The organism is Catellatospora aurea, from assembly GCF_042663325.1.
Taxonomy (GTDB): domain Bacteria; phylum Actinomycetota; class Actinomycetes; order Mycobacteriales; family Micromonosporaceae; genus Catellatospora; species Catellatospora aurea.
In genome coordinates, this window is record NZ_JBHTAC010000003.1 from 140,085 (window position 1) to 160,727 (window position 20,643).

Annotated in this window: 23 protein-coding genes and 1 pseudogene; 13 read left to right on the forward strand and 11 right to left on the reverse strand. The window is 70.4% G+C overall.

The genetic code is table 11. The features are described 5' to 3' along the window. Nucleotides 1–113 precede the first annotated feature (113 nt). Nucleotides 114–932 (reverse strand): Bax inhibitor-1/YccA family protein, encoded by an 819-nt coding sequence (locus ACFQO7_RS04185; RefSeq protein WP_376805130.1) that lies wholly within the window; start codon nt 930–932, stop codon nt 114–116. Between the two features lie 92 nt (nt 933–1,024). Beyond that, complete coding sequence (locus ACFQO7_RS04190) at nt 1,025–2,173, reverse strand: sporulation protein (protein ID WP_376805131.1); 1,149 nt, start codon at nt 2,171–2,173, stop codon at nt 1,025–1,027. 280 nt (nt 2,174–2,453) lie between these two features. Between ACFQO7_RS04190 and ACFQO7_RS04195 the strand changes: the two genes are divergently transcribed. From ACFQO7_RS04195 to ACFQO7_RS04215, 5 genes are all read left to right on the forward strand, one after another. Further along, complete coding sequence (locus ACFQO7_RS04195; RefSeq protein ID WP_376805132.1) at nt 2,454–2,849, forward strand: MerR family transcriptional regulator; 396 nt, start codon at nt 2,454–2,456, stop codon at nt 2,847–2,849. Nucleotides 2,850–2,994: 145 nt separating this feature from the next. Next, nucleotides 2,995–3,678 carry a DUF6789 family protein gene (locus ACFQO7_RS04200; RefSeq protein ID WP_376805133.1) on the forward strand — a complete coding sequence of 228 codons (684 nt, stop codon included), beginning with the start codon at nt 2,995–2,997 and terminating at the stop codon, nt 3,676–3,678. Further along, nucleotides 3,623–4,846 carry a hypothetical protein gene (locus ACFQO7_RS04205; protein ID WP_376805134.1) on the forward strand — a complete coding sequence of 408 codons (1,224 nt, stop codon included), beginning with the start codon at nt 3,623–3,625 and terminating at the stop codon, nt 4,844–4,846. Before ACFQO7_RS04200 ends, ACFQO7_RS04205 begins: the two co-directional genes overlap by 56 nt. Beyond that, nucleotides 4,843–5,793: a pre-toxin TG domain-containing protein gene (locus tag ACFQO7_RS04210; protein ID WP_376805135.1), complete on the forward strand. Its 951-nt coding sequence runs from the start codon at nt 4,843–4,845 to the stop codon at nt 5,791–5,793. The genes ACFQO7_RS04205 and ACFQO7_RS04210 overlap by 4 nt, the downstream gene beginning before the upstream one ends. After that, nucleotides 5,793–6,107: a hypothetical protein gene (locus ACFQO7_RS04215; protein ID WP_360527362.1), complete on the forward strand. Its 315-nt coding sequence runs from the start codon at nt 5,793–5,795 to the stop codon at nt 6,105–6,107. Before ACFQO7_RS04210 ends, ACFQO7_RS04215 begins: the two co-directional genes overlap by 1 nt. Nucleotides 6,108–6,208: 101 nt before the next feature. Here the strand turns inward: ACFQO7_RS04215 and ACFQO7_RS04220 are convergent, their stop codons facing one another. Beyond that, nucleotides 6,209–6,931, reverse strand: a complete 723-nt coding sequence (locus tag ACFQO7_RS04220) for a class I SAM-dependent methyltransferase (protein ID WP_376805136.1) — start codon at nt 6,929–6,931, stop codon at nt 6,209–6,211. Between the two features lie 117 nt (nt 6,932–7,048). Between ACFQO7_RS04220 and ACFQO7_RS04225 the strand changes: the two genes are divergently transcribed. Together ACFQO7_RS04225 and ACFQO7_RS04230 are read left to right on the forward strand one after the other, a co-directional pair. Continuing rightward, a complete protein-coding gene (locus tag ACFQO7_RS04225; protein ID WP_376805137.1) occupies nt 7,049–7,648 on the forward strand; it encodes a helix-turn-helix domain-containing protein in 600 nt (199 codons plus the stop codon). Nucleotides 7,649–7,798: 150 nt separating this feature from the next. Beyond that, nucleotides 7,799–8,266 carry an RrF2 family transcriptional regulator gene (locus tag ACFQO7_RS04230; protein ID WP_376805138.1) on the forward strand — a complete coding sequence of 156 codons (468 nt, stop codon included), beginning with the start codon at nt 7,799–7,801 and terminating at the stop codon, nt 8,264–8,266. An 89-nt stretch (nt 8,267–8,355) separates the two neighbouring features. Here the strand turns inward: ACFQO7_RS04230 and ACFQO7_RS04235 are convergent, their stop codons facing one another. Genes ACFQO7_RS04235 through ACFQO7_RS04250 form a run of 4 tightly spaced genes read right to left on the reverse strand, consistent with a single transcriptional unit; the run spans nt 8,356 to nt 12,014 of the window. Next, complete coding sequence (locus ACFQO7_RS04235) at nt 8,356–9,327, reverse strand: sulfate/molybdate ABC transporter ATP-binding protein (RefSeq protein ID WP_376805139.1); 972 nt, start codon at nt 9,325–9,327, stop codon at nt 8,356–8,358. Next, nucleotides 9,324–10,151: a sulfate ABC transporter permease gene (locus ACFQO7_RS04240; protein WP_361042424.1), complete on the reverse strand. Its 828-nt coding sequence runs from the start codon at nt 10,149–10,151 to the stop codon at nt 9,324–9,326. Before ACFQO7_RS04240 ends, ACFQO7_RS04235 begins: the two co-directional genes overlap by 4 nt. Further along, nucleotides 10,144–10,992, reverse strand: a complete 849-nt coding sequence (gene cysT, locus ACFQO7_RS04245) for a sulfate ABC transporter permease subunit CysT (protein WP_376805140.1) — start codon at nt 10,990–10,992, stop codon at nt 10,144–10,146. The genes ACFQO7_RS04240 and cysT overlap by 8 nt, the downstream gene beginning before the upstream one ends. Next, entirely contained in the window at nt 10,989–12,014 is a 1,026-nt protein-coding gene (locus ACFQO7_RS04250) for a sulfate ABC transporter substrate-binding protein (protein WP_376805141.1), read from the reverse strand. Before ACFQO7_RS04250 ends, cysT begins: the two co-directional genes overlap by 4 nt. Before the next feature lie 502 nt (nt 12,015–12,516). Between ACFQO7_RS04250 and ACFQO7_RS04255 the strand changes: the two genes are divergently transcribed. Beyond that, nucleotides 12,517–13,344 (forward strand): alpha/beta fold hydrolase, encoded by an 828-nt coding sequence (locus ACFQO7_RS04255; RefSeq protein ID WP_376805142.1) that lies wholly within the window; start codon nt 12,517–12,519, stop codon nt 13,342–13,344. A gap of 29 nt (nt 13,345–13,373) precedes the next feature. Then, nucleotides 13,374–13,673, forward strand: coding sequence for a putative quinol monooxygenase (locus ACFQO7_RS04260; RefSeq protein ID WP_376805143.1), 300 nt, complete (start codon nt 13,374–13,376; stop codon nt 13,671–13,673). A gap of 54 nt (nt 13,674–13,727) precedes the next feature. On the opposite strand, the gene ACFQO7_RS04265 is transcribed toward ACFQO7_RS04260, so the two are convergent. Then, on the reverse strand, nt 13,728–14,543 hold the full coding sequence (locus tag ACFQO7_RS04265) for an oxygenase MpaB family protein (protein ID WP_376805144.1): 816 nt from the start codon (nt 14,541–14,543) through the stop codon (nt 13,728–13,730). Between the two features lie 345 nt (nt 14,544–14,888). Here ACFQO7_RS04265 and rho point away from each other — a divergent pair, with 345 nt between their 5' ends. After that, nucleotides 14,889–16,202, forward strand: coding sequence for a transcription termination factor Rho (gene rho / locus ACFQO7_RS04270; RefSeq protein ID WP_376805145.1), 1,314 nt, complete (start codon nt 14,889–14,891; stop codon nt 16,200–16,202). 172 nt (nt 16,203–16,374) lie between these two features. Then, entirely contained in the window at nt 16,375–16,746 is a 372-nt protein-coding gene (locus tag ACFQO7_RS04275) for a hypothetical protein (RefSeq protein ID WP_376805146.1), read from the forward strand. A 48-nt stretch (nt 16,747–16,794) separates the two neighbouring features. Here ACFQO7_RS04275 and ACFQO7_RS04280 read toward each other — a convergent pair whose 3' ends face one another. The 3 genes and pseudogenes from ACFQO7_RS04280 to ACFQO7_RS04290 form a co-directional block, all read right to left on the reverse strand. Next, nucleotides 16,795–17,088, reverse strand: a complete 294-nt coding sequence (locus ACFQO7_RS04280; protein ID WP_376805323.1) for an RICIN domain-containing protein — start codon at nt 17,086–17,088, stop codon at nt 16,795–16,797. Further along, nucleotides 17,001–17,393: pseudogene (locus ACFQO7_RS04285) on the reverse strand (family 43 glycosylhydrolase); the annotation flags it as partial. The pseudogene ACFQO7_RS04285 and the gene ACFQO7_RS04280, both read right to left, overlap by 88 nt. 88 nt (nt 17,394–17,481) lie before the next feature. Beyond that, complete coding sequence (locus ACFQO7_RS04290) at nt 17,482–18,960, reverse strand: family 43 glycosylhydrolase (RefSeq protein WP_376805147.1); 1,479 nt, start codon at nt 18,958–18,960, stop codon at nt 17,482–17,484. Nucleotides 18,961–19,494: 534 nt separating this feature from the next. Here ACFQO7_RS04290 and ACFQO7_RS04295 point away from each other — a divergent pair. Continuing rightward, a complete protein-coding gene (locus ACFQO7_RS04295; protein WP_376805148.1) occupies nt 19,495–20,250 on the forward strand; it encodes a flagellar basal body-associated FliL family protein in 756 nt (251 codons plus the stop codon). Between the two features lie 90 nt (nt 20,251–20,340). After that, nucleotides 20,341–20,547 (forward strand): Clp protease/crotonase-like domain-containing protein, encoded by a 207-nt coding sequence (locus ACFQO7_RS04300; protein WP_376805149.1) that lies wholly within the window; start codon nt 20,341–20,343, stop codon nt 20,545–20,547. The last annotated feature ends 96 nt before the right edge of the window (nt 20,548–20,643 follow it).

The following is a 20,643-nucleotide window of genomic DNA, read 5'->3' on the forward strand; positions in this document are numbered from 1 at the left end:
CGATCAGTATCGGCGCGCGGCGGCCGCAGTATCCGGTCATTGCGGGCAATCCGCACGGGTGCCCGCGTGCGGCGGCCCGGGCTGGGGAGAGCCCGGGCCGCCTGGTCGCTGCGTCAGTCTTCCTGGAAGTACGAGATCAGTCGGAGGATCTCCAGGTAGAGCCAGACGAGTTCGACGAGGATGCCGAACGCGCCGAGCCAGCCGTACTTGCGCGGCAGCCCGGCGGCGATGCCGTCCTCGATCTGCTGGAAGCTGACCACGAACATCAGCGCCGCCACCACGATGCAGACCAGCGAGAAGATGATCGCGATGCCGCCGCCGTCGCGCAGCGGACCGGCCGAGCCGGTGAACATGCTGATGACGAAGTTGACCAGCATGACCACGGCCAGCCCGGCCGCGGCCCCGATCACGACCTTCATGAACTTCGGCGTCGCCCGGACGATCCGGGCCCGGTACAGCGCGGCCATGATGAAGAAGACGCCCAGGGTCGCGATGACCGCCTGCAGGACGATGCCGTTCCAGCGGGTCTCGAACGCCTTGGACACTGCGCCGAGGAACACGCCCTCGACGATCGCGTAGCTGAACAGGATGACCGGGTTGGTGATCTGGGCGAACGAGATGACCAGGCCCAGCACCAGCCCGATCAGCATCGCGCCGATCCACACCACGCCCAGCGACTGCGGCGGGACCAGGATCCAGGTGGCGGCGGCCGCGGCCACCGCCGCACCGATCAGGGACACGGTCTTGACCACGACGTCGTCGATCGTCATGACGTCGCGGGAGTGCTGGACGGTCTCGGGGTAGCCGTAGCCGCCGGCGGGCTGCTCGTAGGTCTGGCCGCCGTAGCTGTAGGGCTGGCCGCCGGGCACGCTGTAGGTCGGCTGCTGCGCGGCGGCGGTGATCCGCCCGAGCACCGGGTTAGAGGACTTCACGCAGGGTCTCCTTCGTCTACGGGCGGGGTTGGTCGGGGGTGGGTGGTGCGGGCCTCCGGCTAGGACAGGCCCGCACCACCCGCGATCGGCGGTCAGAAGTCTCCGAAGTCGCCTCCGAAGTCCCCGCCGCCGAAGTCGTCGAGACCGGCGTCGGCCACACCCGGGTCCAGGCTGGCCGCCGACGCGGCCTCACCCAGGTCGGGAGCCATCGCGTCGCCGATCATGTCGCCGATCACCATGCCGCCGAGGAAGCCCAGCGCCGCACCGCCGACCCCGGCCGCCATCGCACCGGCCATGCTCGGCTTGCCCCGGTAGCCGCCGTACTTGTAGCCGCCGTGGTGTCCACCGTGCCCGCCGTAGGCGTACCCGGGCCGGCCGTGGCCGTAGCCCGGCTGGCCGTACCCGGGCTGCCCGTACCCGGGCTGCCCGTAGCCGGGCTGGGCCGGGGCGGGCGACTGCAGGAACGCGCCCGGGGCGGCCTGCGCGGGGGAGCCGAGCTTGTCGAGGGCATTGGTCAGCCAACGGTCGACCTCGGCGATCCAGCCGCCTTCCGTCTCGGCGAGCCGCGCCAGGTCGGCGGCCGACAGGTCGTGGCGGTCCGGCGCGCCGAACCGGCCGGTCAGCTCCGCCAGCACCACGAGACCGTCGCCGGCCGCGGCGATGGTGAAGGTGAGCAGCGGGATGTGCGGGCCGTGCTGGCCGCCCTCGGGCAGCGGGGCGTAGCAGGTGATCGCCTGCGCGGCGGGCACAGGCAGGCCGGGCACCCCACCGGGGCGCAGCTCACTGCGGACGAACCGGCAGCCGATCGTGCCGAGCGCGTCCATGATGTGCTGCTGGACCGGCGCCGCGTCGATACGCGCGGGGTCGAAGTCGCCCTTGGCACTGCCCGAGGCGACCGACACCTCGGTGCGCACCCCGACGCCGAGACCCGGCAGGGCCTGGCCGTACAGCGCGGTGAACGGCGCGTGCACCGGGACCGGCACCGTGAACGGCACGGCCTGGGTGCTGCCCGAGGGCAGGCGCAGGTGCTGCGCCACCTGGTAGCGGGCCAGTTCCAGCTCGCCGGCCGGTCCGGTCGCGGTGAGCAGCAGCGAGATCGCGGTGATGTCGGTGTCGGACTTGGCGCGCAGGTTCACCTGGCCGCTCAGCTGACCGCCCGGGACCGTGGTCTGCGGCGACAGCACGGTGTCCACCTCGACGCCGCCCAGTCCGAGCCCGGCGAGCAGTTTCTTGAAGACCATGGGTTTCCTCTCCTGTGGAACTCCGCCCCGGCCTCAGCCGCGGCGGTGGTGTGCGGGCGGCGTCGCCGCGGTGCGCGGCAAGAGCGGGGGCGGGCAGGCGCGCCGATGGTGAAGTCCAGGTCCGCGAGGATCAGCACGGCGGTGCCAGTGCTCCTCGGCTCGGCCGCGGCGCTGTCGGCCCTGGTCTGGACCGGTGCCGTTCGCGGCGGGCGGCGGTAGGATCAGCCACGGGAGCGACACTAACACGTGAAACTGTACGGTTGCTGGAAAGGGGCTGCTCATGGCGCTGATGCGGATCGGCGAGCTGGCCTCGGCCGCGGGCGTGAGCAACCGGACCGTCGACTTCTACACCAACCTCGGCCTGATCACCCCCGCCTCGCGCACCACCGGCGGCTTCCGGCTGTACGACCCGGCGACGGTCGAGCAGATCGCCACCGTGCAGCGGCTGGAGTCCAGCGGCATGGCCCTCGACGACATCGCCGCCCACCTGCACGGCGCAGCCGCGGCCGACCTGGCCGGCGCGCTCGCCCGACTCGACCACGACCTGACCGCGCTGCGCGCACTGGCCGAAACCGCCGGCGGCACCGCCCACGGCCTCGCCACCACACTCGCCGTCCGCGCCAACCAACTCCTGACCGCCGCCGCCGAACTGCTCTCCACGATGCCCCCACCCTGACCCCCACGAAGGAAGGGCACCTTCTTATCGGTATGCGTAGCGGAAGGGCACCTGCTTAACTCCGCCCTGGCCGCCTGCCGGGAGCCTGCTGTCGGCTCGCTGACACTGCGCCCCACTGATGGTCGTGAGTTCCTAACGTATCGGCGTGGCTGATCGCGGACCCCGGCTCCGGCCAGAGTGGACGGTCGCCGCGGTCTTCCTGGCCAGCGGCGCGGCCCTGCTGGTGTACATCCTGTCGGGCGTCTCCCTGCGCTGGACCTTCCTCGCGCTCGGTCTCGCCGCGGCCACCGTGGCGACCGTCGTCATCCGGCGGCTGCCCGCCGAGCGCAGAGCCAAGGTGCTGCGCCGGATGGCGGTCGGCGCGGTCGCCGGGTTCGCCGCGACGCTGGCCTACGACGCGGTCCGGATCGCCTTGGTGGAGTTCGCCGGGCTGCGGCTGCGCCCGTTCGAGGCGTGGCGGCTGTTCGGGCTGGCCCTGGCCGAGACGGATCAGGACGCCACCTGGGTGTTCCTGCTCGGCGTCGCGTTCCACCTGTGCAACGGCATCGCGTTCGGAGTCGCGTACACGGTCGCGTTCGGACGACGCGGCATCTGGCCCGCCATCGTCTGGGCGCTGGTCCTGGAGACCTTCATGGTCTCGGTCTACCCGGGCTGGCTCGGGCTCAAGGCGCTCGACGAGTTCCTGTCGGTCAGCATCACCGGCCACCTCGTGTACGGCGTCGTGCTCGGCTGGCTCGCCAAACACCTGCTCGGCAGTTCCCGATGGAGGGAAGATGACGGCGATTCCGGGGCCGACGAGCCCGCCCGATCCGCTGACCCGGCTCGCTGACGGCATCTGGGTCGGTGTGCCGCTGACCCTGCGCAAGCTGTCGGCCGGCCTGGCGATGTCCACCGTCGACGGCCTCTACCTCGCCGCCCGCCCGGTCGTCGGCCTCGTCACGGTGCCCGCCGTGTTCCTGACCGGTCTGGTCGTGGGCGTGCTCCACCCCGGTTTCGAGTACGTCTTCACCGAGGCGCTCTGGCTGCTGCTGCTCATCGCGCTCGTCGGCGCGGTCAGCGGCGCGCTCGGCTCCTACCTGACCCTCGGGTTCGCCCTCGGCGACCTGGCGCTGGGCGCGCACCCGCAGTGGGAGACCTGGCGCACCGACACCCTGCTCGGCATCCCCGCACAGTACGGCTCTCAACTGCTCACCTACGCGCTGTTCGCGATGCTGGCGGTCGGCGTGCCCATCGCCGCGAAGTCGTTCGCCGCCGAGTTCCTGCTGCCGCCGAGCGTCCCGAGAGCGGTGCGGGCGATGGTCGGCCTCGGCGCGCTCGTGGTCATCTCGGGGCTGCTGGTCTGGGTGTGGACCCAGTCGGCGCCGCTGCTGGTGCGGCCCGTGTTCGTCTGGGCCGGGGCCCGCCCGACCGTCGAGGCGATGTCGACGACGCAGGAGAGCGGCGGCTGGATCGTGTTCCTCGCGGTCGCGGCCACCATCGGCCGGGCCGCCGCGCAGGCGGTGCTGGCGAACCCGATCGGCAAGGGCGGCGGCCCCGACCGGATGACGCAGCTGGAGGACCGGTTCCGCACCGACGTCCCGGTGCAGCCGCTGGCCGGCCGCATCCCGCTGGTGCTGCGGCTGCTGATCCGCGCGGCGATCCTCACCGCGCTGCTGTCCGGCCTGTACGCCGCCTACTGGCAGGCCGGGCTCACGTTCCTCGTGCTGTTCGTCGCGCAGGTCATCGCCAGCCCGCTGCTGCCGCTCGACTTCGGGGCGTACGCCCGCTTCATCGCCAAGATCCCCCGGATCATCCGCCTGATCGTCGTGATGATCCCGGTGTACCTGCTCGGCGCGGTCGTCGTGCCGATGTTCCTGGACCAGACCAGCTTCTTCCCGTTCCTGCTGCTGGCGATCGTGTCGGCGGTGCTGATGACCCTGCTCAGCCCGCACGTCCGGGAGGCGCCGCCCGCGCCGCCGACGCCTGCCGCCGCGCCCGGCACCGAGGAGCCGAAATGAGAACGACGACACGGGTGCTGGCCGGCGCCGCGCTCGGTGCGGGCGCTGCGGTGCTGCTGCTGCCCGGCGCGGCGTACGCCGACAACTGCGGCAGCATGTCCGACTGCTACTACACCGCGCGGGCGGCGCTGGCCGCCCTGGTCGGCCTGTCCGTGCTGTTCGGCGTGCTGCTCAGCATCGGGCTCGACTTCGTCCCCGTGGTCGGCACGGTCAAGGGCGTCATCGAGGCGATCACCGGCAAGGACCTCATCACCGGCCAGGAGCTGGCCTGGTGGGAGCGCCTGCTCGGCATCGTGCCCGTGGTCGGCGGGATCGCCGGGGTCGCCGCCGGCATCTCCAAGGGCGCCCGGGCCATCGACGACGTCGCCGACCTCGGGCGGGCCGTGGACCGGGCCGCAGACGCTGCCGAAGCCGCCCGCGACGCCGAACGCGCCGCCGAAGCGGCCCGCGAGGTCGAACGCGCAGCGGAGGCGGCCCGGGAGGCAGAGCGTGCGGCCGAGGCCGCCCGGGAGGCGGAGCGCGCCGCGGAGGCGGCCCGGGAGGCCGAACGTGCCCGGGAGGCCGAGCGTGCGGCGGAGGCGGCGCGCGACGCCCACCAGCGCGAACTCGGCATGGACCCGGCGACGGGACGGTATCGCGCGGCGGAGGGCGAGACCGCGCTGCGCGTCGAGGACGCCACCGGGGTGGAGCTGAGCCGTTCCACCGATCCGAAAGTGGACTGGGTGGACAGCGCCACCGGCAAGACCTACGACGCGGTGGGCAACTTCCCGTCCCGGCACTTCGACCAGCAGTGGCCCAACCTGCAGACCAGGATCGTCGACCACCTGGCCAAGGCCGATTACGTGCCCGTCGACGTCTCCCAGTTCACGCCCGATCAGATCGCTAAGGTACAGAAGTTCATCACCGACAACGGCCTCGCGCCCCGAGCATTCCTGGTAGGCAACTGATGTCCGGAACGATCGCGGTCGCCCCCGACAAGCGCTGGTCGGCGGCCGGCTGGCTGTTCGAGTGGGCCGTCGAGGCCCTGGCGGAGGACCTCGACGACGACGCCGCGGTCGCGTCGCTGCGGGAGATCGTCGACGACAACCTCGGCTGGCTGGGCCTGGACGACCTGTCCCCGGCGGCCCGCGCCGAGGTGCTGCGCCGGATCAGGACAGAGCTGGTCGACCGCGCCGACCGCGAGCTGCCGCCGACGCTGCCCCACCGCGCCGAGGCCGTCGACCTGCTGCGCGACCTCAGCCGACTCGCCGAGAACGCCTGACCGGCCTCCGATGCCCCCAGCCTGTCGCAACGCTTGAGGCGCGGCCTTGAACGCCTCGTGAGGCCGCACGTTCTTAAGAGTTGCGGCAGGTGGGGAGGGCGTCAGTGGAGCTTGCGGGCGCGTAGGACGGTGTCGTGGAAGGTGTGCTCGTGGCCGTCGGGTCCGGTTGCCGGGCGCTGGCGGGACTCGGCGACGACGATCTCCCAGTGGTCGGGGTCCAGGCCGGCTGCGACCTCGTCGGCGGTGAAGTGCACGTCGCGGACGGCGGCGGGGGAGATGCCGGGCCGCGGGTCCGACGGATGATGGCCGACGATCAGCAGGGTGCCGCCGGGTGCGACCGCCGCCGCGAGCCGGGCCGCCAGGGACTCGCGGGACGACGTCGGGTGGACGTAGAGGGAGCAGACCAGGTCGAACCGCTCCGCGGGCGGCGTCCAGTCGGACAGGTCGGCCCGCAGCCAGTCGATCCGCTCGGCGACCGCCCCATCGGTGTCCTGCGCGTGTGAGCGCGCCCGGCGCAGTGCGCTGTCGGCGATGTCGACCGCCGTGACCTGCCAGCCCTGGGTGGCGAGCCAGATCGCCTCGGCTCCCTCGCCGCACCCGGCGTCCAGCGCCGTGCCGGGCGTCAGGCCCGCGATCTCCGCGACCAGTTGCGGGTTCGTCGGTTTGCCACCCGCAGCGTGCCCATGGTCTGCGCCGTGCCCGTGGCCGTGGCTTGCGGCGTGGCCGTGACCTGCGGCGTGGCCGTGCTCACCGGCATGGCCGTGGCCCGTGGCACGGCCCTGGTAGTGGTCTTCCCAGTACGCCTTGCTGAACTCCTCGGTCATGCCGGTCCCTTTCGCGCTGCCCGTGCGTGGTCACGGATGGGCCGTGGCCAGGTGACAACCATGCGAGACGATCGGCTGCGTTCGCAAATCCTGTTGCCGATCTGGCAAAGTGGGGGCATGGACGACGACCTTGATCAAGCCCTCGGCGCGGTCGGGCCGCGGCTGCGCGCGCTGCGCCAGCAGCGGGAGACCACGCTGGCCGACCTGTCGACGGCGACCGGGATCTCGATGAGCACGCTGTCCCGGCTGGAGTCGGGCTCCCGGCGGCCCACGCTGGAGCTGCTGCTCCCGCTGGCCCGCGCGCACGGGGTCACGCTCGACGAGCTGGTCGACGCCCCGCCGACCGGCGACCCGCGCATCCACCTGCGCCCGGTGACCCGGCACGGGATGATCATGCTGCCGCTGACCCGCCGCGCGGGCGGGATCCAGGCCTACAAGCTGGTGATTCCCGCGGAGAGCCGCCGCCGCCATCCGGAGCTGAAGACCCACGAGGGCTACGAGTGGCTGTACGTCCTCAACGGCCGGCTGCGCATGGTCCTCGGCGAGCACGACCTGGTGCTGTCGCCGGGGGAGGCGGCCGAGTTCGACACCCGGGTGCCGCACTGGTTCGGCGCGGCCGGCCCGGAGCCGGTCGAGTTCCTCAGCCTGTTCGGCACCCAGGGCGAGCGTGCCCACCTGCGGGCGGCGCCGAAGCCGAAGGACACCGCCGGTCGGTGACGGCGGCCGCCGTCGAGATCGGAACGTGACCGCCATTGCCCCGTACGCGTAACGCCTATATTATCTATCGAAGTTATAGGAATATGCGGACACGCATGCAACGCGCGCCTGCTGCCGGTCGCGCCGTCACGAGCAGGAATCCATGGGGCCGTGCACATTTCAGCGCGACACGACTATGCGGTGCAGGCCATGCTGGCCATCGCCGCGGCCGGCGGCGGTCCGGTGAAGACCAGCGATCTGGCTGCCATGCAGGGCATCCCCGTCAGCTACTTGCCGTCGATCCTTGCCGACCTGCGCCGCGCGGAGTTGCTGAGCAGCCGCCCCGGCACCGACGGCGGCTTCAGCCTGGCCCGGCCGATCGCGCAGATCAGCGTCGGCGACATCATGCGAGCAGTCAGCGGAGCGCTGGCCAGCGTGCGGGGCCGTCCGCCGCACACCATCACGTACACGGGCGCGGCCACGGCACTGGCCGGCCTCTGGCGTTCGGTCCACACGTTCACCAGCGACCTGCTTGACAGCACCACCCTCGACCGGCTGCTCGATGCCGACCGGGCGCTCGCCGCGGCGAGCCCCGATCACGACCGGGCCGGCGGCGGCACCGGCGGACACCGGCCGTGACGGGGCGGGCGAGGTCTGTGCAGAAAGGAGCCTCCGGGCGGGCGGTGGCCGGATCGGCGTTCGCCACGCCCGGAGGTGCTTCCGTCGGCTCAGACGGCGTCGAGCAACCGGACCGGGGCGATCTCGGGGGCGATCCGGACCTGCACCTCCGACCCGAGCTCCACGCCCAGGGACAGGAACTCGTTGCGGGTGAGGGTGACGATGACCGGTTGCCCGGCCACGGCGACCTCCACCCTGATCTCGAAGCCGACGCGGGTGATCCGCGTGATGCGGCCCGCGACGGCGTCCGGCTCACCGCCGCCGGTGAGCAGTTGCAGGTCGTGCGGCCGGACCAGCCGGTCGCCCAGCTCGGTGACCGGGCCGAGGAAGCGCATGACGAAGTCGTTGGCGGGGGTGTCGTAGAGCTCGTCGGGCGAGCCGATCTGTTCCACGCGGCCCTCGTTGATGACCACGATCTCGTCGGCGACCTCCAGCGCCTCCTCCTGGTCGTGCGTGACGAACACGGTCGTCACGTGGACCTCGTCGTGCAGGCGGCGCAACCAGTCACGCAGTTCCTTGCGCACCTTGGCGTCGAGCGCGCCGAACGGCTCGTCGAGCAGCAGCACGGTCGGCTGCACCGCCAGCGCGCGGGCCAGGGCCATGCGCTGGCGCTGCCCGCCGGACAGCTGGGAGGGCAGCCGGTCCGCGAACTGCGCCAGGTGCACGAGCTTGAGCAGCTCGTCGACCCGCTCGCGGATCTCGTCCCTGGGCCGCTTGCGGATCTCCAGTCCGAACGCGACATTGCGGGCGACCGACAGGTGCTTGAAGGCGGCGTAGTGCTGGAACACGAAACCGACGTTGCGCTTCTGCGGCGACAGCTTCGTCGCGTCCACACCTTCGATCTCGATGCGGCCGCTGTCGGCCGTCTCCAGCCCGGCGATGATGCGCAGCAGCGTCGACTTGCCGCCACCGGACGGGCCGAGCAGCGCGGTGAGCTGCCCGGACGGGATGCTGACGGAGACGTTGTCGAGAGCGACGAAGTCTCCGAAACGTTTGGCGACGTTGACGATCTCGATACTCAACGGTCTTCCTTCGGCCGAATGACTGAGACGATGATGATGCAGGCCACCGCCACGAGGGCGAGCAGGAACGCGGTGGCGTACGCGCCGCCCTTGTCGAAGTTGAGGTACTTCTCCTCGACGACCAGGGTGGCGGTGCGGGTCTCGCCGAGCACGTTGCCGGACACGACCTTGACCGCGCCGAACTCGCCCAGTGACCGGGCCAGGCTCAGCACGACGCCGTAGATGACGCCCCACTTGATCGACGGCAGGGTGATCCGCCGGAACGTCTGCCACGCGTTCGCGCCCAGGCTGCGGGCGGCCTGCTCCTGCTCCTCGCCGACCTCCTCCAGCACGGGCACCACTTCGCGGATCACCAGCGGCAGCGCGACGAACACCGTGGCCAGCACGATGCCGGGGGTGGCGAAGATGACCTGGAAGCCCATGCTCTCCAGGCCGGGGCCGAACCAGCCGGTGCGCCCGCCGTAGACCAGCACCAGGGCCAGGCCGACGACGATCGGCGACACCGACAGCGGCATGTCCAGCAGCGCGCTGAGCAGCCGCTTGCCCGGGAAGTCGTACCGGACGAGCAGCAGCGAGATGCCCACGCCGAACAGCGTGTTGATGATCACCGCGATGATCGCGACCTGCACGGTCAGGCTGATCGCGTGCACGATGTCGGGATCTTCGAGGATGCCGTTGATGTTGTCCATGCCGTCGGCGAAGGTGTTCTTGCCGACCAGGTACACCGGCCACGCCACGAGCAGGAACAGGTAGGCGATCACGAGCAGGCGGACCAGGTAGGTGACCGGGCCGCGCCGGGTGCGGGTGCTGGGGTGGCTAGCCACGGCGCACCATCCCGCGCTGGATGACGTCGAGCAGCACGATGACCGCGAACGAGATGGCCAGCAGGATCGTGGCGACCGCCGCGGCGCTGTCCAGGTTGTCGTTCTCGATGCTGCTGAGGATGCGCACCGAGGTGACCTCCGTCTTCATCGGCAGGTTGCCCGACAGCAGCACCAGTGAGCCGTACTCGCTGACCCCGCGGGCGAACGACAGCGCGGCGCCCGCGGCGATCGCCGGCGTCAGGCTGGGCAGGATGATCCGCCGGAACACCGTGAACCGGCTCGCGCCCAGCGACATCGCCGCCTCCTCCACGTCGCGCTCCAGTTCGGCCAGCACCGGCTGCACCGTGCGGACCACGAACGGCAGGGTGACGAACAGGAAGGCGAGGAAGACGGCGGGACGGGTGTTGGCGATGTCGATGCCGAGCGGGCTGGTCTTGCCGTACAGCGACAGCAGGACCAGGCCGGCGACGATGGTCGGCAGCGCGAACGGGATGTCGATCAGGATCTCCAGGGCGCGCTTGCCGAAGAACCGGTCCCGGACCAGCACCCACGCGATCATGGTCCCCATGACGATGTTCACCAGCGTCACGGCGAACGCGGTGCCAACGGTGAGCTCGATCGCCGCGGCGGTCTGCTCGTTGGTCACCGCCTGCCAGAACGCGCTCCACCCGCCCGTCGACGCGGTGACCACCACGGCGGCGAGCGGGATGAGCACGAGCAGGCTGAACCACATCATCGCCACGCCGAGCCCGAGTCCGGAGACTCGGGTCAGCGGGCGGCCGGCCCGGACCGGCCGGCGAGAGGTCGCCGGCCGGTCCGGGGAGAGCGCGGTCGAGGTCACTTAGCCTTGCCCGAGGCTGCGATGACCTTGACGATGATGCCCTCCTTCTCGTCGAAGAACTTCTTCGACAGAGCCGACCAGCTCTCGAAGTCCTTCGACACGGTGAGCAGCTTCTCCGGCGCGGGGAACGGGTTGGCCGGATCCTTGGCTCCCTCGATGCCGGTGGTGTCCACGCCCTCGATGATCGGGCGGAAGCCCTTGAGCGCGAACTGGCGCTGGCCGTCCTTGCTGAGCACGAAGTTCAGCCAGTCCTTGGCCTTGGGGTCGGCGTTGGTGAGGATCGCGCCCGGGTTCTCGATCAGGATGGTGGTGGCCGGCACGACCCAGTCGAACTTCTCGCCCGCCTGGGTGGCCAGGATGGCCTCGTTCTCGTAGGCCAGCAGCACGTCGCCGGTGCCGCCGAGGAAGCTGGTGGTCGCGTCGCGGCCGCTGCCGGGCAGGGCGACGACGTTGGCGAACAGCTTGGTCAGGAACTCGGTGGCCTGTGCGTCGGTGCCGCCGTTGGCGGTGATGTGGCCCCACGCGGCGAGCGCGTTCCACCGGGCGGCACCCGAGGAGGCGGGGTTCGGGGTGACGATCTGGACGCCCGGCTTGATCAGGTCGTCCCAGCCCTTGATGCCCTTCGGGTTGCCCTCGCGCACCGCGAGCACCACGATCGAGGAGGACACGATGCCCTTGTTCGGGCCGGCGTTCCAGTCCTTGGCGACCAGGTTCGCGTCGACCAGGCGGGTGACGTCGCTGGAGACCGAGAAGTGCACGTAGTCGGCCTTGAGTCCGGCCACGACCGCGCGGCTCTGGTCGCCGGACGCGCCGTACGACGTCTGGAACTTGACGCCCTTGCCTGCCTCGGTCTTGTTCCACTCGGCCGCGATCGCCTTGTTCGCCGCCTCCGGCACCGCGAAGCCGACGATGTTCAGCGTGGTGCTGGATCCCGTGGTGCCGCTGTCGCCCCCGCCGCAGGCCGACAGCGCCAGGACGGCGGTGGCGGCGAGTACGGCGGCTGCTCTGATCCGGTTCTTCATGCGGAACCTGTCCTCCTCGAGCGCAAATGCGCACACCGAACAACGCCGAGAGCTCGGCGTGATCGGTAGTCATCAATGTTTGGGGTGCAGTTCTGTGGTGGCGCATGGTCGATCGGCACGTGCGACGTCGGGCTCCGATGCCACGACCTCCGGCGGGTGCCCGCCGCAGACGTGATCCGGAACGACCACGAAGCGAATATCCCACTAATCCGCTAGACTTTCAATGGTTTGCCGAGCGGGCTACGGGCATACAAGACAAATGCCCGAATATGAGAAAAAATGACTGGCCGAACGGACTACCTCCTGGAGGGCGCGTGGTCCGTGGCGCGTCAGAGGGAGCAAAAATGGTGTGAAAACCCATGAAAAGTGGCAGAACTGCCGGTAGGTTGTTTCATCTCTGAACCGACAAGTCGGACAAGCCCGTGATGCTAGCTTCGGAGGGTCGGCCCGACGGTGTGCCGCGACGTACGCACTGCCACATTCGCCTGCAGGGAGTCGCCACATGAGCACCGGTATGGTCACCACCAAGGACGGAACCCAGATCTTCTACAAGGACTGGGGTACAGGCCAGCCCGTCGTCTTCAGCCACGGCTGGCCGCTCACCGCCGACGCCTGGGACGACCAGATGTGGTACGTCGTCTCCAACGGCTTCCGCGGCATCGCGCACGACCGGCGCGGCCACGGCCGCTCCAGCCAGCCGTGGGAGGGCAACGACCTCAACACGTACGCCGACGACCTGGCCGCGGTGATCGAGAAGCTCGACCTGCGCGACGTCGTCCTCGTCGGCCACTCGACCGGCGGCGGCGAGGTCGTGCGCTACATGGGCCGGCACGGCACCGACCGCGTCTCCAAGGCGGTGCTGGTCGGCGCCATCCCGCCGCTGATGCTGCAGACCGACGCCAACCCCGAGGGCCTGCCCCGCAGCGTCTTCGACGGCCTGCGCGAAGGCGTCGAGCGCGACCGGTCGCAGTTCTGGAAGGACCTGAGCGCGCCGTTCTACGGCGGCAACCGCGAGGGCAACAAGGTCAGCCAGGGTCTGCGCGACTCGTTCTGGCTCATGGGCATGACCGTGGGCTTCAAGGCCGCCTACGACTGCATCAAGGCCTTCTCGGAGACCGACCTCACCGAGGACTGCAAGAAGATCGACGTCCCGGTGCTGATCATCCAGGGTGACGACGACCAGATCGTGCCGATCATCGCGTCAGGCCAGAAGTCGTCCAAGATCATTCCCAACAACACCTTCAAGGTGTACCCGGGAGCGCCGCACGGCCTGTTCGCCACCAACCAGGACGAGTTCAACGCCGACCTGCTGGCGTTCCTCAAGGGCTGATCGCCGCCGTCCGCAGGGAGGGAGCAGGCGTGCTCACCTTGGGTTTTCTCGTCGAGATCGAGGCCAAGCCCGGCAAGGAGGGCGAGGTCGCGGAGTTCCTGCGGCAGGCCAAGGCACTGGTGGACGCGGAACCCGGCACCATCGTCTGGTACGCCTTCCAGGTCGGGCCGACCTCGTTCCGCATCTTCGACGCCTTCGACAACGAGGACGACCGCCAGTTCCACCTGGCCGGAAAGGTGCGGCAGGGGCTGGAGGCCCGTGCTGACCTGTTCGATCCGCCGCCGAAGATCAATCCGGTGGACCTGCTGACCTACAAGATGCCGTCCTGACGGCGTTCGCGAGGGAGCCCTGTCACCACGTGGCGGGGCTCCCTCGGCTGATCGTCAGCGCCGGGCCACGGGCTGGACAGGATCGGGTCCGAGCTGCTCGACCGTGTACCCGTCGGGGTAGTGGCGGCTGGGCTGGCCGGGCGTGAAGACGTCCTTCGTCGCCGGTCGCAGGCGGCGCTTGAGTGCGCTGAGCCGGAGCGCGCCGTGCACGACGGCGCGAGTGGTCAGGTTCGGCTTCGGCACGCCTAGCGCCTGACGGACGTCGTCGTCGAGCAGCGCGTCGCCGGCCGCGCCCGCCCAGTGGCGCAGCGCCTTCGGAAAGCGGGTGGCCAGCAGGTCCCGGGTGGCGTCCATCAACCTGGTCGCGGCGGCGTCGTAGGCGAAGTTGTCGCGCTCGTAGGCGTTGAACCACTGCTCGAACTCCGCCCACGTCGCCGGAACGTCGCGGATGTTCATGAGGTTGCCGACCTCGATCCAGAAATGCCAGGTGGCGGTGCGTTCGTCGGCGGTGAGGCGGCGCGGGCCGTACCGGTCGATCCAGCGGGTCGGGATGAAGATGAACGTGCCCAGCGTGTACCGGTACTCGTCGGGAGTGATGTCGTACACCCGGTGGATGCGGTTGAGCGCGGAGATGACCTGCCTGCCGCGCGGGTGGGCGGGTCCGTGGGCGATCACCTCGTACATCATCAGGCCGGTGTCGTCGGTGCGTTTCGCGGAGCGCTCGGTCATCTCGCCCGTGTCCAGCAGCAGCCGAGCGGCCGCCGGGACCGCGAACGTCCGGTAGAACGCCAGGTTCAGCCCGATGCGCACGTCCGCGGCGAACTCGCGGAGCGCAAGGTGCCGGTAGACGGCATGGTGGTCGAGATCCATAGTCGACAGCCTGTGCTGTCGGGGTCCAAGACTCAATCACTCTCCTGGGGACGCGCCCGGGTCGTGGCCATACCGGCGTGCCGGTTGCCCCGGCCGCCCCCGGTGGGGTACCTTTGATCAAGCATCTCTCGATGCAGGCGTGGATTTCCCGCCCCGAGGATGCCTTTCCCCGAGAACCGGCCACGCTCTTCGCGTCCGCCGGGAACGGCTCCCACCGCACCGCCGCGTCACCCGCTGAGCCCTCCGGACCACTCCGGAACCGCAGCCCGGCAGATATGGCAGGCGCACGGTGCCCATCGCGCCCAGCACTGCCGTGCCCTGGCGCACCGTCTCCGAGGAGTACCCATGACCGATCTCGACCTGCGGCCCTCCGCCGTAGCGAGCCCCGCCGCCGCGAACGGTGCGACGGGACCAGCCACCTCCACCCGGCGGCGCCGCACGACGGCCCGCCCTCGCGCGAACGTGCGGGACCACATCGAGCACGATGCCGCCGAGCCTGGCGCCGAAGCTCCGACGACGGCCGTCAGCGGCGTCGTAGACGTCCGCGACAAGCACTGCTTCGTCCGGCTGGCCGGCTACCTGCCCGACCCAGGTGACCCGTACCTGCCGCCGGGCCTGGTCCAGCGCCTCGGCCTGCGCCGCGGCGACCTCGTCACCGGCACCGCCGCCCAGCCCGCCGCCGGCCGGCGGCCCGGCACCGGCGAGCGCGCCGACGCGCGCCGCGCCCAGCGGCCCACGGTCACCACGATCGACACCGTCAACGGCGAGCCCGCCGAGCAGGTGCGCGAGCGGCCCGACTTCTACGCGCTGACGCCGATCTACCCGCGGGAGCGTATGCGTCTGGAGACCACTCCGGACATCCTGACCACCCGGGTGATCGACCTGCTCACCCCGATCGGCAAGGGCCAGCGGGCCCTGGTCGTGTCGCCGCCCAAAGCGGGCAAGACCATGGTGCTGCAAGCGATCGCGCACGCGCTCGCCGTCAACCATCCCGACGCGCACGTCATGGCGATCCTCATCGACGAGCGCCCGGAGGAGGTCACCGACATGCGCCGCACCGTACGCGGCGAGGTCGTCTCCTCGACGTTCGACCGGCCGCCGGCCGACCACATCGCGGTCGCCGAACTGGCCATCGAACGCGCCAAACGCCTGGTCGAGCAGGGCCGCGACGTCGTCGTGCTGCTCGACTCCATCACCCGGCTGGGCCGCGCCTACAACCTCGCCGCGCCGTCCAACGGCCGCATCATGTCGGGCGGCATCGAGGCCGGCGCCCTGCACGCGCCCAAGCGTTTCCTGGGAGCGGCCCGCACCATCGAGGGCGGCGGCTCGCTGACCGTCATCGCCACCGCGCTGGTGGAGACCGGCTCGCTCGGCGACACCGTCATCTTCGAGGAGTTCAAGAGCACCGGCAACGCCGAGCTGCGGCTGCTGCGCGGGCTCGCCGACCGGCGCGTCTTCCCGGCCGTGGACGTCGACTCCTCCAGCACCCGCCGTGAGGAGCTGCTGGTCAACCCGCAGGAGCTGGAACTGGTCCGCCGGCTGCGCCGCGCCCTGCACACCATGGACAGCCAGCAGACCGGCGAACAGCTCGTCGACCGGCTGCGCAAGACGGGCAGCAACGCCGAGTTCCTCATGCAGCTCGCCCGCAGCACGCCCTGACCTGCCGCGGTGCACCGTCCGTTCCGGAACGGAGCTGTTACCTGCCCGCAGGGAACCGGCCGTTCACCCGGCCGCGTTGAACCAGTAGGGAAGGGGGCACGCCATGGTAGGTCGGAGCGGCGCTCATCGTCGCCGCGTAGCAGCCCGTTCGGTTCGCCTGTGGCTCGTCGCGGTGGCAGCGGCCTCGTTGTTCACCGCGGGCTGCGGCTTGTTCGGTGATCCGGTCGAGGACCGTTGGGCGTCCAGGACGGAGTTTCCCAGCTGTGGCGAGGTGAGCTTGGGGCTGGGTGAGGAGATGCGGCAGAAAGCGGTGCAGGAGATCGCCTGCCTGGAGCGCGCTCTCCGGAATGGCGACAGCGCGGAGCTGAAGGTGACTTTCCCGACCATCGAGGGTGACCCTGTTCGCGAGTACTACCGGGTGACGCCGCAAGGCGGGCTGGAGGTGTACACCGACAGCACGGACGACGGCTTCTCGGATCGGAAGTGGTCGTTCGCGGAGTGCTACTCGCCGGTGTGGTTGACCGGGGTCTCCTGCGCCCGGTGACCTGCGTGCGGCGGGCGCCGGCGCGGGGGCGCGTCGGCGCCGGCCGTGTCAGGAGATACGCCAGTGCTGGGCGTTGTTGTTGAGGCAGGTCCACTGGCGCACTTCCGCGCCGGGCGTGGTGCCCCGGTTGTAGTCGTCCAGGCAGAGGTTGCTGTGCCGGTTGCGGATCTCGACCGGGGTGGCGTTGGACTCCCGGACGGTCCAGGCTGGATGGCCGACAGCGACACCGGCACGCCCAGGTTGGGAGTCCCATCGGAGTTCCAGGAGATCTTCTGGACGCGGGTGGTGCGGGTGGTGCCGCAGCCCTGCGAGGAGGAGCTGTTGGCGTGGTACGCGATCCAGGTCTCGGTGCCGTCGGGTGAGGTGAAGAACGGGTGGTGGCCCGGCCCGTACACGCCGTTGGCGTCGTTGCGCTGGAAGATCGGGTTGGCTGCCTTGGTCCACGAGGACGCCGCGAGGGGGTCGCCGCCCCGGTATTCGAGCATGCCGAGCTTGTAGTTCGGCCCGTTGCAGTGGCTGGCCGAGTACGTGATCCAGGTCCGGCCGTTGCGCTGCAGCGCGAACGCGCCCTCGTTGACCGCGCCGTTCTTGCGGAAGGTCGGCCCGGGTGCGGCGTCGGCCCGCCCCGGGTGGATGACGACCGCCATGGACACGCCGAGCAGGGCTGCCACGACAAGTGACAGCGCCCGCCCGGTGAGGGTGCGTGGTCAGGTCAGCAACATGGTTACTCCAAGGTCATTCGAGGATGAAGGTGGCGTCGGCGCGCCCGACGGTGTCGGTGACCGCCTGCACGTACAGCAGGTAGTTGCTGTGCCGCAGGTAGCGGCCGGAGTACGTCTGCGACTCGAACGACGCCGCAGACGAACTCGCCAGTCCGGCGCGCTGGTAGAAGCTCGCGTCGGCGCGGAACGCCGCCGTGCCGTCGTTGCGGTCCACCCACGCCTCGCCGTTGCTGCGCTGGCGCAGGAAGTAGCCGGGGAAGTTGGTCGACTCCAGCGAGACGCTGCCGCCGCCGTTGAGGCCGGTGACGATCCGGAACTGCGAGTCGGCCAGGTTGGTGACGTTGGTGTCGATCCGGGCCCGGTACTCCCAGTGGCGCACGAAGCGGTCCGGGAAGTTGTACGACTTCAGCCGCACCGGGTGTGCCCCGTCCGGGATCGGGATGCCGAAGTTCGGGGTGCCGTCGGCGTTCCAGTACAGCTTCTGCAGGCGGGTGCGCCGGTTGGGGTCGTTGAGCGGGTCGCCGCTGATGTCGCGGTAGTTGCGGTCGTGGTAGACGAGGATGTCGCTGGCCCCGTCCTCGGACACGGTGAACGAGTTGTGGCCCGGCCCCCACTGCCCGGTGGCGGAGTTGCTGGCGAACACCGGGTTCTGCGACTTGGTCCACGACGACGCGCTGAGCAGGTTGCTGCCCGCCGTCGCGGTGAGCATGCCCAGGCAGTAGTTGGCGTCCGTGGCGCTGGCCGAGTACGTCATGAACAGCTTGCCGTTGCGCTGGATGACGGTCGGTCCCTCGGCCACCTTGTAGCCGCGGGTCTCCCAGGCCAGCGTGGGTATCGTGAGGCGGGTCGTCGCGCCGGTGATCGTCCACGGGTTGGCCAGCCGCGCGATGTAGAGGTTGGTGTTCGTGGCGATGCCGGGCTCGGCCTGCGCCCAGATCAGGTAGCGGACCCCGCTCGCCACGAAGGTGGACGCGTCCAGGGAGAACGTCTCCCACGGGGTGCGGATCTGGCCCTTCTCGGTCCAGCTCGCGGTCAGCGGGTTCGCGCCCGTGCCCTCCAGGACGTACATCCGGATCGCCCAGACGTCGTTGGTCGCCCCGGCGGCGAAGTAGACGTACCACTTGCCGTCGATGAAGTGGATCTCCGGGGCCCAGATGTGCGCGCCCATGATGCCGCTGCTGTGCTTGCGCCAGATCACCGTCTCCGGGGCGTTCGACAGGCCCTGCAGGGTGGTGGCCCGGCGCAGGATGATGCGGTTGTACTCGGGCACCGTCGCGGTGAAGTAGTAGTAGCCGTCCGTGTGCTTGTGGATCTGGGCGTCGGCACGCTGGTTGATCAGCGGGTTGGTGTAGCCGACCGCGGGCGATGCCGAGGCCGCGGACGCGTGCAGGCCGGTCGCGGCGAGCGCGCACAGCACCGTCATGGCGGTGAGCCGCCACCAGCGCCGCAGCGTGTGTGACCGTGGGCCGGGTCCGTCAGGGAGCGGAGGCATTGTCAGTCCTTCCGGAGGGAGCGGGTGCCCGTGGTGCTGCCGGGCGCGGGCACAGGTGTCACCGGGGCCGACGTCGCCGACGCCGGTCCTGAATGCGAGGAGAGCAGCTTTTATTGATTTTTCGGCGAACTATTCCTTGTTAGCGCTCACATTCGTGGCCAGGGTGCGGCGTCGTCGGAGATGGACGGTTGCCGCAGGGATCGGAGCCTGCGGTGGTGAACGGGCATTGCGCCGGTGCCACGTCGCTGGGTGGCTGCGGTGTCCCAACCCTGCTCGGAGATCGGTGTTCGACGATCCCGGGCGCGCCGTGGATCTGAGGTTAGGGCGTCAGGCGAACGCTCACAAGGGTTGCCCGTCATCTTCCCGAAACTTTATCGCCAGTCGATCATGATGGCGGAAGTGATCGTATGAATAGGATCTCGACCCGTTCGTGGGTGCCCGCGGTCCGCGATCGTGCCCTACCTTCGGTGGACCCCGCCTCGTGATCACCAGACCGGCGGGCCCGGCGCACATCGAATTGCGGGGAGCGAGCAGATGCAGCAGTACTCGGACGGCGACGGCGTCGAGGCCGGGCCGCCGGCGGCCCGGAACCGGCGCGCACTGTGGGCGGTGCTGGCGCTGGTCGCGGTGCTGGGCGTCGGCGCGGCCGTGTACGCCTCGTCCGGCGGCGACGAGCAGACCCCGGCCGCCACCGAGCCGGCCGCATGGAGCACCCCGCGGGTGTCGGCCGCGCCGTCACCGTCCGAGTCGACCACCTCGCCGTCGCCGTCCGCATCCCCGTCGGCGAAGCCCTCGGCGAAGCCCTCGGCGAAGCCCTCGCCGTCGATGTCGCCGACCAAGGCTCCGGTGAGGATCACCTTGCGGGTGCCGTCGACCCTGGACGGCATCGCCAAGTCGCCCGAGAGCGTCGGTCCCGTGCCCACGGAGCTCAAGCAGCGATACGTACAGGCCAAGTGGGTGTCCGGGGCGTATGGCGACGCCGACTCGGCTGCCGGGAAGAAGATCGCCTTCTACGCGGCGACCTCGACCCGGCTGAAGTCGCCGGCCACCGAGATGCAGTGGTTGACCCAGAACATGGCCGACGACGGGTTCAGTGGGTTCTTCTCCGTGTCCACCGGTTCGCTCGGCGGCGCGGCCAAGTGCGGCCACCAGGAGGTCCTCGGCAGCGTCTACATGTGCGCGTGGGCCGACAGCGGCAGCATCGGCATGGTCATGCTCTGGGACTACACCCAGAGCGAAGCCAAGTCCGCCTTCCCCCGCGTCCGTGCCCAGATCGAACGCCGCGCCTGACCCACCCACCAGCGCCGCGCCGCCACCTGTCGCACGGGGCGGGACGTGCCCGGGGCGGGCGGTGTGGCGGAGTGGTGGCTTGCATGGGTTATGTCCGGTCCGTATTGGATCGCCCGCAACGCGCCGCTTGCTATCGCCGCCACCCGCCGCATCGTGGCGACGACCGAAGGGGTCGCCTCAGCCGACGCGTTCCCGATCCAGGACCCGCTCGTGAAGCCGGTCGCCGAGTCCGCCGACGCCCGCGAGGGCGCCAGCGCCTTCGCGCAGAAGCGTCCACCACGCTGGACCGGCCGCTAGCCCGGGAGCAGCGAGCGAAGATCGCCGCTTCGGGACAGCAAGCGTGGTCCGACCACAGGTTTTTGCCGAGAACAGCGATCTTCGCCCGTTGGCGGG

Bases quoted from the DNA above. Each gene is read 5' to 3' on its own strand.
- ACFQO7_RS04215 (WP_360527362.1), top strand. From the start codon at position 5,793: ATGTCCGGAACGATCGCGGTCGCCCCCGACAAGCGCTGGTCGGCGGCC.
- ACFQO7_RS04265 (WP_376805144.1), bottom strand. From the start codon at position 14,543: ATGGATCTCGACCACCATGCCGTCTACCGGCACCTTGCGCTCCGCGAG.
- ACFQO7_RS04300 (WP_376805149.1), top strand. From the start codon at position 20,341: ATGTCCGGTCCGTATTGGATCGCCCGCAACGCGCCGCTTGCTATCGCC.
- ACFQO7_RS04290 (WP_376805147.1), bottom strand. From the start codon at position 18,960: ATGCCTCCGCTCCCTGACGGACCCGGCCCACGGTCACACACGCTGCGG.
- rho (WP_376805145.1), top strand. From the start codon at position 14,889: ATGACCGATCTCGACCTGCGGCCCTCCGCCGTAGCGAGCCCCGCCGCC.
- ACFQO7_RS04255 (WP_376805142.1), top strand. From the start codon at position 12,517: ATGAGCACCGGTATGGTCACCACCAAGGACGGAACCCAGATCTTCTAC.
- ACFQO7_RS04225 (WP_376805137.1), top strand. From the start codon at position 7,049: ATGGACGACGACCTTGATCAAGCCCTCGGCGCGGTCGGGCCGCGGCTG.
- ACFQO7_RS04190 (WP_376805131.1), bottom strand. From the start codon at position 2,173: ATGGTCTTCAAGAAACTGCTCGCCGGGCTCGGACTGGGCGGCGTCGAG.
- ACFQO7_RS04195 (WP_376805132.1), top strand. From the start codon at position 2,454: ATGGCGCTGATGCGGATCGGCGAGCTGGCCTCGGCCGCGGGCGTGAGC.
- ACFQO7_RS04295 (WP_376805148.1), top strand. From the start codon at position 19,495: ATGCAGCAGTACTCGGACGGCGACGGCGTCGAGGCCGGGCCGCCGGCG.
- ACFQO7_RS04205 (WP_376805134.1), top strand. From the start codon at position 3,623: ATGACGGCGATTCCGGGGCCGACGAGCCCGCCCGATCCGCTGACCCGG.
- ACFQO7_RS04250 (WP_376805141.1), bottom strand. From the start codon at position 12,014: ATGAAGAACCGGATCAGAGCAGCCGCCGTACTCGCCGCCACCGCCGTC.
- ACFQO7_RS04220 (WP_376805136.1), bottom strand. From the start codon at position 6,931: ATGACCGAGGAGTTCAGCAAGGCGTACTGGGAAGACCACTACCAGGGC.
- ACFQO7_RS04210 (WP_376805135.1), top strand. From the start codon at position 4,843: ATGAGAACGACGACACGGGTGCTGGCCGGCGCCGCGCTCGGTGCGGGC.